Consider the following 14,210-nt stretch of genomic DNA (forward strand, 5'->3'; position numbering starts at 1 on the left):
GGTTTTGTGTTTCAAAATTATGCTTTATTTCCCCATCTTAACGTTGCCGATAATATTGGGTTCGGTTTGCAATATTTATCTCAAGAAGAACGTAATCAACGCATTAATTATTATTTAGATTTAATGCACTTAAAAGGATTAAAAAAACACTATCCTCATCAATTATCAGGCGGACAACAACAACGGGTTGCTTTAGCTCGCGCCTTAGCAATTAATCCTGAAATATTATTACTCGATGAACCTCTTTCCGCTTTAGATAACTATTTACGCAGTCAAATTGAACAACTGTTAATTGAAGTGTTATCTAACTATCATGGAATTACCTTATTTGTTACCCATAAACTTGAAGAAATTTATCGAGTTTGTGATCATATTTTAGTGATGTCTCAGGGACAAACTCTAGCATTCGGTCGGAAGGAAGATATTTTTGAACATCCGCCTAATTATACTGTTGCTCAATTAACAGAATGTAAAAATATTTCTAGGATAAAAATGATTAATTCCCAAACCCTTGAAGCGTTAGACTGGGGATGTTCCTTAAACATGATAGAACCCATTTCTCCTGAATTGACCTATATTGGAATTCGTGCCCATCACCTTAGTTTCCCTGAAACTTCCCAAGATAAAAATACCTTTCCCTGTTGGTTAGTTAAAAAAAGTGAAACCCAACATCGAGTGACACTTTTTTTAAGTTTAGATATAGGCTCTAATACTTCTGACCATTATCATCTTCAAGCAGAAGTTTATAAAGAAAAATGGCAACATCTCAAAACCCGTTCTTTTCCTTGGTTGATTCAGTTAGCACCTAACCATTTAATGTTAATGAAACCTTAAAATGATAATTCAGCTAACCCCAAATATTGAATTCCTTCTGGCGTGACTTCAAACCGACAAGGGAGGATTTCTACCCCTTCTGAAATTGCTATTCTCAAGAGTTGACCATAAACCGGGTCAGCGATATCTCCGGGTGCAAATTGGGTACAATCTCCACGATTAATAAAATATAACATTACCGCGCGAGCGCCTTGTTTCACAATTTCGATTAATTCCTTTAAATGTTTTTGACCTCGTTCTGTTACGGTATCAGGAAATAAAGCAATTTCACCTTGACACCAAGTGGTGTTTTTCACTTCTAAATAAATCGGTTTATCTTCCCCTTTTAAAACAAAATCCACCCGACTTTTTAACTCGATTCCATAGGGAACTTCTTTCTTAATTTCGCTATAATTTCCTAATTCGGGAAATAACTGTTCTTGTAAAGCTAAATGGATGACTTTATTGGGTAAAGCGGTATTAATTCCCACCCAAGTTAATGGCTGAGTCAGGGGGTCAACCTCCGAAGTTAACTGAATTAACTCCCAAGTGTAGGGATATTTGCGAGTTTTCCCGGCGTTGTGAGACACCATCACCAAGTTTCCTGGGATGCAAACCCCGGTCATGGGCCCTGTGTTGGGACAATGGGCGGTGATGACCTCCCCAGAGGTTAACTCAATATCGGCTAAAAATCGTTTATAGCGTTTCAACAAAACCCCAGACTCAAGGGAGGGATAGGGATACAAATAAGAATCCATGATGAACTTGTTTGAAAATTGGTCAATTCCCGATTAAACTAAGGTTTGCATTTTAACTCCTGTGAATGTTTCGTGTCAGAAGAACCAAAACGCTCTCGTTCGTTAGTCGGAATTGCCACCATTGTTGCAGTTGCCACCCTCATTAGTAAAGTCTTTGGCTTAGTTCGTCAACAAGTAATGGCGGCGGCTTTTGGTGTGGGGCCAGCCATTGATGCTTATAATTATGCTTATGTTATCCCTGGATTTTTATTAATATTATTAGGGGGAATTAATGGGCCGTTTCATAGTGCAATTATTAGTGCGTTAGCAAATCGAGACCGCAAAGAAGCTGAAGCTTTAGTAGAGACGGTTTCTACATTAGTTGGAATTATTTTATTAATTGTTACGGTAGGATTAGTCATTTTTGCCACTCCATTAATTGATTTAATGGCTCCCGGTTTAACCTTAACACCCGAAGGAATCGCCACTCGAAATATTGCCATTGAACAGTTAAAAATTATGGCTCCGATGGCGTTATTTGCGGGGTTAATTGGGATTGGATTTGGCACGTTAAATGCGGCGGATATGTATTGGTTGCCGTCTATTAGTCCGTTATTTTCGAGTGCGGCTTTAATTTTAGGATTAGGGGTGTTAATTGGAATTTTAGGAGATGATGTTGATAGTCCTAAATATATGGTTTTAGGGGGAGAAGTTTTAGCGTGGTCAACTTTAGCAGGAGCCGTTTTACAATGGTTAATTCAAGTTCCGGCGATGTGGAAATCCGGCTTAGGAACGTTACGACTCCGATTTAATTTTAAAATTCCGGGTTTAGAAGAGGTGATGAAAGTCATGTTACCCGCTACATTATCATCAGGAATGTTGCAAATTAATGTTTATACAGATTTATTTTTTGCCTCTTATATTCCCCAAGCTGCATCAGCTATGGGCTATTCTGGGTTATTAGTCCAAACTCCCTTGGGAATCATTTCTAATATGATTTTGGTTCCGTTTTTACCGCTTTTTGCTCGTTTGAGAGATCCTGAGAATTGGCCAGAATTAAAAGACCGCATTCGTCAGTCGTTAATTTTAACCGCAATTACGATGTTACCCTTAAGTACATTAATGGTTGCTTTAGCTTTACCGACGGTGCGAGTTGTTTATGAACGGTATGCGTTTAATTTAGAAGCTTCTGAGTTTGTCGCCTCGGTTTTAATGGCTTATTCGGTGGGGATGTTCTTTTATTTAGGACGAGATGTATTAGTCCGAGTTTTCTATGGGTTAGGAGATGGAGACACGCCGTTTAAAGTTAGTATTTTTAATATTTTCTTAAATGGGTTATTAGATTTTATTTTAGTTAAATTTTGGGGTGCACCCGGTTTAGTGTTAGCAACGGTTGGCGTTAATATTGTCTCAATGGTGATGTTTTTATGGCTCTTACATATTAGATTAAATGGTTTACCTTGGCGCGAATGGAGTGTACCATTTTTGGGATTAACCATTATTAGTGTTATTTCTGGGGTCGTGAGTTGGGGAACCTTACAAGGGTTAAGATTGTTAATTAGTAGTAATGACTTTTGGGTATTATTAATAGAATTAGTGCTTCCGGGTCTTGTCGGAATCGTTGTTTTTTCAATCTTAATTCTATTTCTAAGATTACCCGAAGTGGATTTATTAGTGTCTCGACTCCGCCAGAAGTTTCAAAGGTAGAGATTAAGAAACCGGGTTTCTGTAGGAATTTTGATATTATCTCTGAGATAAAAGTAAGAAACCCGGTTTCTGGAACCCGCAACTAACTGTTAGAAACCCGGTTTCTCTCGTAATTTTGATGTTATCTCTGAGATAAAAGTAAGAAACCCGGTTTCTGGAACCCGCAAGTAACTGTTAGAAACCCGGTTTCTCTCGTAATTTTGATATTATCTCTGAGATAAAAGTAAGAAACCCGGTTTCTGGAATTCCTGTTAACTATTCTGCATTTTTTCTCATATTTCTACGCAAAATCCACAGTCCAAACCAAATGATTAAACTTAATAACACAATTTTAGAAACAGGCCCTAAATATTCATCAACTAAATCATAATGGTCACCTAACAAATAGCCTGCGCCTGTTAAGAAACTCACCCAAAGGGCAGTGCCTATGGTAGAATAAATAATAAAGGGAATTAACGGCATATCATTAAGTCCCGCAGGTAAGGAAATAATCGTTCTAACCCCAGGAACTAAACGACATAAAAAAACGGCCCTACCGCCATATCGAGTAAACCAATTATTCGCTTTATCGATATCTGCACCCGATACTGTAATCCATTTTCCATATTTATCTGCTAACTGTCTTAAGCGTTCTTCTCCAAAGAATTGACCCGCATAATACCAAGGAAATGCCCCTAAGATTGTTCCGATAATTCCCGCTAAAATAGCAGGTAACAGTTCCATTTTTCCTTGGGAAACTGTATAACCGGCTAAGGGCATAATTAACTCAGACGGAATGGGGGGAAACAGATTTTCTAAAAACATTAATAAGCCAATTCCCAAATACCCCAGGGAAGCCATTGTATTTGTAATCCATTCAGTCATAATCTTTTTTTAAAATGAAGTGGCTAAAAATAGAAACTGAGAAACCGGGTTTCTGAAGGAAAAAATTTGATTTCATTTCCTAAACAATTTAGAAACCCGGTTTCTGGGGTAAAACCTATCTCAATCTAAACTTAATTTATGTTCCCGATGTCCAAGAGTTGATATACTCAATTTGTTCGGCGGTGAGGCTATCAATTTGAATGCCCATTGCTACGAGTTTCAAACGAGCAATTTCTTGGTCAACATTCGTCGGGATGGAATGAATACCGGCTTCTAATTTGCCTTGATTTTTGACTAAATATTCACAAGCTAAAGCTTGGTTCGCAAAACTCATATCCATCACTGCACTCGGATGTCCTTCGGCGGCGGCTAAGTTAATTAAACGACCTTCTCCTAACACAACAACAGATTTACCTGTGTTGAGTTTATATTCTTGGGTGAAGTTACGAACTTCTTTAATTTCGGTTGATTTAGACGCTAAGGTTTTCAGGTCAATTTCAATATCAAAGTGACCGGAATTACACACCATTGCGCCATCTTTCATGACGTCAAAATGTTCACCGCGAATGACGTGCTTATTGCCTGTAACGGTAATAAAAATATCGCCCAAAGGTGCGGCTTCTTCCATCGGCATAACGCGGAAGCCATCCATCACGGCTTCAATGGCGCGAACCGAGTCAATTTCCGTTACAATCACGTTAGCACCTAAACCCCGTGCCCGCAGTGCGGTACCTTTTCCACACCAACCGTAACCTGCAACCACAATGGTTTTACCTGCTAATAAAATATTAGTAGCGCGGATAATTCCATCTAATGTGGATTGACCTGTACCATAACGGTTATCAAAGAAATGCTTGGTATCGGCATCATTCACGTTCATGGCGGGGAAGGTTAACACCCCATCTCTCAACATGGCTTTTAAACGGACAATTCCGGTGGTGGTTTCTTCCGTTGTGCCAATAATATCTTTAATTTGATCTTGACGTTCTTGAATTAAGGTCGCCACTACATCGCTACCATCATCAATAATAATATTAGGACGATGATCTAAAGCTTTCTGGACGTGACGAGTATAGGTTTCGGCATCTTCCCCTTTAATGGCAAAAACCGGAATTCCGTAGTCAACAACTAAACTTGCTGCAACATCATCTTGAGTAGACAGAGGGTTACTGGCAATTAACACCGCATCGGCGCCACCCAATTTTAAAGCAATGGCTAAATGGGCGGTTTCTGTTGTCACGTGGCAACAGGCAGCTAACCGCAGACCTGCAAAGGGTTTTTCTTGGGCAAATCGTTCTTGAATGAGGCGCAGCACGGGCATTTCACGTCCTGCCCATTCAATGCGTTGTTTGCCTTTCGGCGCGAGGGAGGGGTCTTTAATTTCGTAGTTTGTACGGACGGTTGTTGCAGTCATGTAGTTGTTTCCTAGACAGACAAATCGTTTCCAGTTTCAAAAGGATGCTAAACTTGAGCACCCTGTTGCTGACGTCCCTATGCAACGGAGGGTTCCTCGTCAGAATTCGCACAATTGTTGCAATTTATTAACCTCAAGCCTAGCGTGAAAGTTGTCATTCGGCTAGAGGTGCTCCAAAAACCTGATTGATTTCAATAATTCCTGCGACCGTTACTCATTCAACTGACGATAAGCGACTTTGCTCGATGGGGGCTGAAGGATTCAGATTCGTATCAATGGTTTTAGGTTGACTCGCCACCCGAATTCATCCAATTAATCATACTAAAATGACTCCCATCAACAGCCAAAATGAATCTTCAGTAGATTTCTGTTTAGGGGTAACGGTTTTTTCTACAATGTCTCGAATATCATATTCATTTACTCCACAAGTTTGACAAAACATGAGGTTTTTGTTGTAGGGATGGAGAAGAAAATCACAGGTAAGTTTTTGAAGAATTTCGTAATTTTTATAGGAGAAATTCACTGGATGAGTCATAGCAACCTCCCTCTTTGTGAGATGATTTAAGAATATTGTTATGAGTATAATAGACATTTTAAAATGTTTTTATAATTATATAATACCCTTTAAAAAGTTTTTTATGATCAGAGAAAAATTAATTTCTATCTAAATACATACAAAATATATAATATTTTTTGTCTTATTATGGAGTTATATTTCAACTTAAAATGGATAAACACTGCATTTCAAAGATAAAAAATCTAAGATTTTTATGAAGTAGGAGATTGCGGAATCTCAACCGAACGTAAGAACTCAGCACTTTCTTCCGGTAAAGCCGTATTAATATACATTCCACTGCCTAATTCAAACCCGGCGGATAAAGAAACTCTAGGAATTAAAGCAATATACCAATGGGAATAATCCGTGCGTTGTTCTGCGGTTGGAATTGAACGAATGGTATAGTTATAATCAGGATTATTTAACCCATAGTAAAGTTTGGCAAGTACATTTTTTAACGTTTTTGCTAAATCTAAGATTTCCACTTCGGTAATTTCATCAAAGGAAGAAGCATGACGACGAGGAAAAATCCAAGTATGAAAAGGTGAAAGGGCGGCATAAGGAATAAATGCAACAAAATGTTCACTAGCAAAAATAATGCGTTCTTGGGCTTGTAATTCCTCTGCTAAAGTTCGGCAAAAAATACATTCTCCCGTATCATCATAATAGCGAATCGCTTCCCGTGCACGATCTCTCCATTGATAGGGAACTAAAGGAATTGCCGCAATTTGTGAGTGAGGATGTTCTAAAGAAGTTCCTGCACCTCGACCATGATTTTTAAAGATAATAATGGTTTCCACACGAGAATCTAGGCGAATATCTTTATAGCGTTTGCGATAAACCCGAATAATATTAGCTAAATCGTTAATTTCCATTAACCCCATTGTTAAATCATGACGCGGATGTTCAATCACGACTTCATGAAATCCAAACCCTGATAACGCTCTAAAAATACCATCAGTTTCTCGAATTCTTTCCCCTTCTGGGGATAAAGCCGGATATTTATTCGCAACAACCCGAACTCGCCAATCTAAATCATCCGATAATCGTAACAATTCTCGACCCCCAGTTAAGGGTTCATTTCCAGCACAAAAAGGGCAGTTAGAACGATAATGAGGAATAGGGTTTAATGACGTTTTAGACTTAGAAAATTCATCGGGTCGTTTAGCACGTTCTGTGGCAATAATTACCCAATCTCTGGTAATTAAATTTTGTCTGAGTTCAGTCATAGGATAGAAAGTTGATGGCTAAGGTAGAATCATCACAGCAGTCAGAAGTCAGAAGTCAGAAGTTTGGAAAAACAAGGGTAAAGTTTGTTGTTGATTAACAGCTGACATTGAGCTTGTTGAAGTGTTAAAACTCAACGCTTAATGCTCAACCTTTAAACCTTGAATTGGGCAAAGTTAGTCCTCGTTTTGTTCCTAGATAAACAGCAAAACTTCCTAACCAATGACGTCCCCCATAGGAATTTCCTGATAAAGGATTTAAACCCACTTGGCGATGAAGATTTGCCACAGCTTCTAAGGCAGGAATTCGGTTATCCCCTGGAGATAAACCTGAGATGACCCCATCTAACATCCATGCCCGACTCAAGTTTAACCCATCAAAATGGGATTGTCCGTAATCTTCAGGATGATCTAGGAGAACGGGATGTAACCAGTCCGTTTTCAATTCTTGGGGAAGTTTAGGTAAAAAAACAGTTAACCATTCGGAAAATTCAGCACAGGGTAATACCCTTCGCATTAAATCAGCTTCTGCTAAACCAGGGGAGAGAAAATCATAACCCAAGGGTTCATAATGTAAGCAATAATTGTAATCTTTGGAATAGAATTTTTGAGCTTTATCTTCAACTTCATCTAAAATCTTGTAATCAGCAGTAATCGTTGCCCAATCTAACATTAATCCTAATGCAAATGCCGTTTGATTATGTAATCCTGTCCGATTAGGATAATTTAAGCTCAGGAGCCAATTTTGCAAATTCTTAATAACAACGGTTTCTACTGGAGATAAATACTCTAATAAAAGTTGTGCTTGTTCGTCTTCCCATTCGGTGAGTTCTGCCATTAATTGTAAAAACCACGCTAATCCATAGGGACATTCAAATCTCGGTTGAGATTTTAAAAATTCAGCTTCAACTTTAAGATTTTCAGGGGTTAGGTTTTGAGTTAAAATTTCTCTAGCTGGGGTAACAAATTCTGCCTCTGGAAAATACCGAATTAACCGCGTTAACATCCAATGATTATGAACCGCCGAATGCCAATCTAAACACCCATAAAAAGCAGGATTAAGTTTTCGATGAGGAATTAAATCGGCAGGACTTTCTAACCAATAATACTGAACATGAGGATATTCTTGAATAGTACATTGCAAGCCAAATTTAGCAAAGCGATTAGCAACTGTTAAGGGAAAGGTTTGAGGTTCTAAATTCACGGGTTTGAGAATAGAATTTTAACTCATAAATATGATATTAAATATCAGTTATATTGGAGATTTGACTCAATTGCAATAGTAATTAATAAATATTAAACTTACTTAACCCTACATCCGTATATTTACGGACACTTTCAGTCATTGCTCTTAATCTTTAAAAGTGGCAATCCTTCTTAACCTTAACCCCCAACTGAAAATGAAAGTTAAGGCTAAACAGACACAAAATTTAGGGAAACTGTGTGACCTTATTCATATTTGAGGCTGCCATTAATATTGGCAATATGTTCATTCAAGTTAATCGATGTTTCCACATCTGAACTCATTTTTTTGGATAAATTGAAACACATCCCCTGAAGTACCCCCTGATCAGATACTGTCAAGTCGTAACAATTGATTAATCCTTGCTGTCCTAAATTTTCTTGTTTCCAAGATAGAATTCCTTGGCGATTATTTTCAAGATATGGATTTAGTTCCAGCGTTGTTTGTTGATAAGAACCGTTCAATTTTTCACATTTTGCGGAGAGAATGGCTTTTCCTAAGCTTTCCATATCTATACCACTTGAAACACTAATATCTGTACAGGTATTGCTAAATTCACCCATTGCCCATGCCTGACCCCCCCATACATTGAAGCCTAGAACAACAGCCAAGACAAAGGTAATGATTACTTTGACCCACAAAGATAAAATCTTCATACTTTTCCTCTAAAAAATCAACATCTTCTCTGAGTTTACAAGAAGATCAGCGATCGCTACCATAAATTTCTCCCTATCACGTGAAGTACCCAGGAGAAACCAATTGTCAGGGTGCTACCAGCATTAGGTCAAAGATTTTGTAGCAAAAATGCAGCACAAATTTGTTATTTAGGGGTTGCTGATGGTGTCGGATTGGGTGTGGGATTGGGTTGAGGTACTTTAGGAGGTTCGGGGGGAAGTTTCCACTCCTCCAAGGGTCGATTAATCGCTGATAAAATATCATCAGAAATGACTAAAACCGTCATCTCTTTAGCAGCAGGTTGAGGAGTTTCAATTTGAGCATATAAAGACTCACCTTGAAAATCCTTTTTCCCTAAGCGTAATTGATAAGTTGTATTATTCTTCAGTTTAATCACTATTGTATCTGTTACCAGATCTAACCCATAATCCTTGATTTGGTCTGGAGAAACCGTTAATTTTTGAATTCCCGAATTGGGATCAGAGGGAATGCTTTGATTTTTCAATAACTCCATTAATAAATAATCCACCGAAGCCGGATTAGCTAAAAATTGTATCGGGGCTGTTATTTTCCAAGGAGATTTTTTTAACTCTTCAGCATTCGTAACTCGTTCTACTGTTATGGCTTGTTTAGAAGTTGTAACCGTAAAGGATTGAATTTCATCCTTGCCAAAGGAAAATATTTTTTGTTCTTTTGCTTGGATTTCTTCCTGCTGTGTTTTCACTCGAATTTCAAACACATAAACAAACCCTGCTAAACCCAGGGCTAAAGTCATTAAAATTAAAGTTGAACGTTGAAATTTCATAACCTATTCAGTCTTAAACTACATTTCAACCAGAAAGCGGGTTTCTTGCGTTAGTTGAATAATATCAAGTTAGATTTGTACAAAAACCCGGTTTCTACACCTAGATTTACCGTCTTTTCCACCACAAAAATACAGCCATTCCAAAGCCAAATAACGGTAAAATAACCAACCCTAACCAACTGAGCGTTCGTCCTAATTGTGGGGTAATCGCAATGCGGCGACTGGTGGGTAATTTAGGACGAATAGAGAGGGTTTCTTGGTCAGACTTGCTTAACCAACTCACTGAATTTAGAAACACATCTCCATTGAGTTGTTGACCAAACCAACCGTTAGTTGCAAATTGTGAATTTCCAAACACCACTAACCGAGCTTCCGATTTTTCTGGAGAAGGTTCGAGGTTAGGGGTTGGACTAGGTGAGGGTTGATTAGTTGAATCTTCTGCTTTTTCCTCAGTCCGACTCAAGGCGACTCCCAGGGAAAGGGGGCCTTGTCGGTCAACTCCTGGGTTAAACTGAAGTTCGGGACTTTTGAGATCACTTTCCGCCCAAGTTTGATCATTTGTCCACACTAACGGACTTTCTGTAATTCCATCGATGGTGCGACTTTCTACAGGACTCGCGTAAGGATAAATAGAAATTCCATTCCCAAAATCCTGTGTAATCGGATGTTGACCATATTCTCGCACAATCGGAACCGTTGGCCCTAACCCCACTAAACGGCCACTTCCTGACCCATCAATGGCGAGACGAGTATCAATTTTAATTCCCCATTTTTCTAATAAATTATCTAAACCATGATTAGTTTGTGGGTCTAACATTAATAGAATAGAACCTTCTTGGTCTAAATACGTTTCTAATGCTTTGACTTCACCTTCAAATAATTTCCGTTGAGGACTCGCAACAACAATCACATCCGCATCTGTTGGAACGGCTGTTTTTTCTGCTAAATTTAACGGTTCTGCAATAAAATTCTTTTCTTTTAAACTATTTAATGCTTCTGATAAAGCGCCTTGTCCTTCGGTTAAAGCTCGTTCACCATGACCTTGTAAAAAATAAACTTTAGGAGTTCGGTTACTGACTAATTGTTCCAGGTTATTCGTGAGTTTAATTTCTGTTAAGGGTTCTAACGCCTCTTTTCTAACCCGTTGTCGTTTTTCTCCTAATTCTAAATAAATTTCTCCAAATTCTTGTACGCCAAATTGTTGAGCGAGTCCGGGTTTAGCTTGGGGGTCTACAAATTCATATTGAAAATTTTTGCCCCCGATGCGTTCATAGCTGACTAATAATTCTTGAGTTTGAGGATTTTCTCCTCGATCAAAAACCCAAACCTTAACAGGTTGTTTGAAACTTTTAATTAAGGTTTGGGTTTGGGGAGATAAGGTAAATTGTTGGTTTTCAGTTAAATCTAGTCGAAAGTTATTCCTAATCGCAACAAAATTAATTAATCCTAAAATCACTAACACCGAAAGGGTAGACGCTAAAGCATTGGTTCCGGCTTGAGTAGAACGGCGATTCCAGTAGGGGGTTTGAGATTGATCCTGAGATTTAAAATAGGCTTTGAACAATAACCATAAGCCTAAAATTACGACCCCTGTAATCATTAAAATTAAGGAAATCGGTTCCCAATTTCCTATGACTACACCCGCCGATAAACCCATCACGATTAAACAAGAACCAAGCCAAAATAGAGCTTGAATCAACTTACTATTGATTTTAAATTGTTTTTTTTTCATACATTAATCAGAGGTAAATTTAAACAATTGGATAGATTTATCGCTGAAACTTAATTGGTTATTAGCTGCGCTGGAAGCGTAACGCATCAATAAATTGGGCCGTTAGAAATATTCCAACAATAATATAGCTGGCCAACAAAATCATACTACTACTGTCAACAATACCTCGAATAAAGTTAGTGTAACTGGAAATCAAAGACAAATGTTTTAATGCTTCTCCTAACACTCCTCCTACACTGCTTCCAATTAAGTCTATCACCCATAGAAATAAAATTAAGGCAAAGGTAAATACCGCCGATAAAATTGTACTATCGGTTAAACAAGAAATAAACATACCCAAGGATAAAACTCCTGCTGCAAATAAAATTAATCCTAAATGAGCTAATAGAAAAACTTCAGGAGAAAGCGGAGGATTAGAAACACTCAATGCTAAAGCTTCTAATGCCATTAATGGTAAAATCATCGTGACGTAAAAAGTCAGTACCCCTAATAATTTTCCTGTAGCAACCGCCCAATTTGTTACAGGAGAAGTCGCTAAAAGTTCTAAAGTTCCCCGCTTGCGTTCCTCTGCATATAATCCCATCGATAACATTGGTAAAACAAATAAAGATAAGGTTCCAATCAAGCGTAAATACACTTGTAAAAATTCGTAGGGTAAATCAATGGGAGGGTCAGTTATTCCCATTTGATCTCGATAAGCAACTTGTTGAATTAATCCATCTGGCCCTAATAAAATCGCAATAAAAAAGTATCCGGTAATCAGCCAAAACACACCGGCAATAGCATAGGCTAAAGGAGAGGCAAAATACCCCTGTAACTCCTTACGATAAATTGCCAGAATATTGTTCACAACAACTAACATCATAATTAATTTTCTACATCTAATTTTTGATTTTCAGGTTGAGAGTCTGAATTTTCTACTGTTTCAGATTCTGCATTTTCGGGTTCTACAGTCATGTCTTCCTCGGCTTCAGTATCCATGAAGATTTCTGAGTTTGTTTCTAGTACCGCTTCTGTCTTTTGAGTTGGATTTTGAGTCGTCAACTCTAAAAATACATCTTCTAAACTGGCACGAGTTCGTCGCAGTTCATAAACTTTTAAATCTAAAGCGAATAAACTCGCTAAAATTTCAGGTGCAGGTTCTTCATCGGGTTCACAACTCAACTTTAACCGCTCTCGACGGGTTTTCTCCGAGATGTTGATTTTATCAACCGTTTTCACCCCAGATATCTGGTTTAAGGTGACTAATTTTTCAGGCGTGATTTTTCCTTCAACTTCCACTTCATATCCAGACCCCCCAGTTAACTGCTCCATAAGAGTTTCAGGTGTACCCGTAGCCACAATTTGACCTCGATTAATAATCGCAACTTGGCTACAGGTCATACTAACTTCTGGTAAAATATGGGTTGATAAAATAATCGTATGGCTTCCCGCTAAACTTTTAATTAAATTGCGAACTTCAATAATTTGTCTAGGATCAAGTCCGACCGTTGGTTCATCTAATACAATTACAGGTGGATCATGAACAATAGCTTGAGCAATTCCCACCCGTTGACGGTAGCCTTTTGATAATTTCCGAACCAAAGATTTTCGTCGTTCTAATAACCCACATTTTGCCATCGCGGTTTCTACATTAGTTTTACGATCACCTGCGGAAACTCGTTTAATCTGTGCGACAAAATGCAAATACCCTTCAACCGTCATATCAGGATATAAAGGAGGATTTTCCGGTAAATATCCAATTCGTTGCCGCACATCCATTGATTGTTCATGGACATCAAAACCAGCTATTCTCGCTGTTCCACTCGTCGCTGGAAGATAGGCTGATAAAATTCGCAGGGTGGTTGTTTTACCCGCCCCATTAGGCCCTAAAAATCCTAAAATTGCCCCAGGTTCTACCGCAAAGGAAACATCCCGCAGCGCCACAGTAGACCCGTAGGTTTTACACAACTTCTCGACTTCAATCATACTGACCGATAGCGCGACGTCTCTTACTTTAACTTGAAATAGCCATCCTCAAACACAGAAATTGGGTGTTGAGTCTTGAGTCTTGAGTCTTGAGTTTTGGGTTTTGGGAATCTAGCAGGGACAAGCATGACTCAAGATCAAATAACCACATCATCAACTCACGTATAGCAACAGCCTTGCCACTCACATAGAAAGACTCATAACCCGACTGTATATATAAGAATCCGTAACAGAGCTATCGAGGTTCAAATCCCAGCATCAGAAGCCTTTTGACGGTTACATAATCAAAAGTTATGTTTAATTTGTAGATTGATAGCTATAGCAAATAGAAAATTTTTGCCAATGGGGTTGACACAGCCGAAAAAGGCTGCTAGATTAATAAGAGTGTCGAAAAACAAAGACGGCACGCCGAACCTGGACAACTTAAGAGTTTGAAAGCCAAGTTAGCACATTCTGTAATCTCGTCTTTA

General features: G+C 38.4%; 13 protein-coding genes. 2 read left to right on the forward strand and 11 right to left on the reverse strand.

The genetic code is table 11. The annotated features are described in order from the left end of the window. Positions 1-834, forward strand: an 834-nt coding sequence (locus ACKPEB_RS17645; protein ID WP_408966272.1) for a sulfate/molybdate ABC transporter ATP-binding protein, incomplete at its 5' end; no start/stop codon positions are given. Here the strand turns inward: ACKPEB_RS17645 and sfsA are convergent. Next, positions 831-1,571 (reverse strand): DNA/RNA nuclease SfsA, encoded by a 741-nt coding sequence (gene sfsA, locus ACKPEB_RS17650; RefSeq protein WP_408966273.1) that lies wholly within the window; start codon positions 1,569-1,571, stop codon positions 831-833. The genes ACKPEB_RS17645 and sfsA overlap by 4 nt on opposite strands. Positions 1,572-1,643: 72 nt before the next feature. On the opposite strand from sfsA, the gene murJ reads away from it, so the two are divergent. After that, entirely contained in the window at positions 1,644-3,257 is a 1,614-nt protein-coding gene (gene murJ, locus ACKPEB_RS17655; RefSeq protein ID WP_408966274.1) for a murein biosynthesis integral membrane protein MurJ, read from the forward strand. A gap of 255 nt (positions 3,258-3,512) precedes the next feature. On the opposite strand, the gene ACKPEB_RS17660 is transcribed toward murJ, so the two are convergent. The 10 genes from ACKPEB_RS17660 to ACKPEB_RS17705 all read right to left on the reverse strand — a co-directional run bounded on the left by ACKPEB_RS17660 (position 3,513) and on the right by ACKPEB_RS17705 (position 13,740). Further along, positions 3,513-4,121, reverse strand: a complete 609-nt coding sequence (locus ACKPEB_RS17660) for a DedA family protein (RefSeq protein WP_408966275.1) — start codon at positions 4,119-4,121, stop codon at positions 3,513-3,515. 136 nt (positions 4,122-4,257) lie between these two features. After that, positions 4,258-5,535, reverse strand: coding sequence for an adenosylhomocysteinase (gene ahcY, locus ACKPEB_RS17665; protein ID WP_408966276.1), 1,278 nt, complete (start codon positions 5,533-5,535; stop codon positions 4,258-4,260). Between the two features lie 316 nt (positions 5,536-5,851). Continuing rightward, the gene (locus ACKPEB_RS17670) at positions 5,852-6,070 is read right to left on the reverse strand and encodes a hypothetical protein (RefSeq protein ID WP_408966277.1); all 219 of its coding nucleotides are present in this window, start codon (positions 6,068-6,070) and stop codon (positions 5,852-5,854) included. Positions 6,071-6,303: 233 nt separating this feature from the next. Continuing rightward, positions 6,304-7,320 (reverse strand): galactose-1-phosphate uridylyltransferase, encoded by a 1,017-nt coding sequence (gene galT, locus ACKPEB_RS17675; RefSeq protein WP_408966278.1) that lies wholly within the window; start codon positions 7,318-7,320, stop codon positions 6,304-6,306. Between the two features lie 145 nt (positions 7,321-7,465). Then, positions 7,466-8,521 carry a DUF2891 domain-containing protein gene (locus ACKPEB_RS17680; protein WP_408966279.1) on the reverse strand — a complete coding sequence of 352 codons (1,056 nt, stop codon included), beginning with the start codon at positions 8,519-8,521 and terminating at the stop codon, positions 7,466-7,468. Between the two features lie 245 nt (positions 8,522-8,766). Beyond that, complete coding sequence (locus ACKPEB_RS17685; RefSeq protein WP_408966280.1) at positions 8,767-9,216, reverse strand: CVNH domain-containing protein; 450 nt, start codon at positions 9,214-9,216, stop codon at positions 8,767-8,769. A 164-nt stretch (positions 9,217-9,380) separates the two neighbouring features. Beyond that, on the reverse strand, positions 9,381-10,040 hold the full coding sequence (locus ACKPEB_RS17690) for a DUF4340 domain-containing protein (protein WP_408966281.1): 660 nt from the start codon (positions 10,038-10,040) through the stop codon (positions 9,381-9,383). A gap of 106 nt (positions 10,041-10,146) precedes the next feature. Then, positions 10,147-11,772: a GldG family protein gene (locus tag ACKPEB_RS17695; protein WP_408966282.1), complete on the reverse strand. Its 1,626-nt coding sequence runs from the start codon at positions 11,770-11,772 to the stop codon at positions 10,147-10,149. A 61-nt stretch (positions 11,773-11,833) separates the two neighbouring features. Further along, positions 11,834-12,634: an ABC transporter permease gene (locus ACKPEB_RS17700; protein WP_408966284.1), complete on the reverse strand. Its 801-nt coding sequence runs from the start codon at positions 12,632-12,634 to the stop codon at positions 11,834-11,836. 5 nt (positions 12,635-12,639) lie between these two features. Further along, positions 12,640-13,740, reverse strand: coding sequence for an ABC transporter ATP-binding protein (locus tag ACKPEB_RS17705; protein WP_408966283.1), 1,101 nt, complete (start codon positions 13,738-13,740; stop codon positions 12,640-12,642). Positions 13,741-14,210 lie beyond the last annotated feature (470 nt).

The organism is Planktothrix sp. (genome assembly GCF_046067725.1).
Lineage (GTDB): Bacteria > Cyanobacteriota > Cyanobacteriia > Cyanobacteriales > Microcoleaceae > Planktothrix.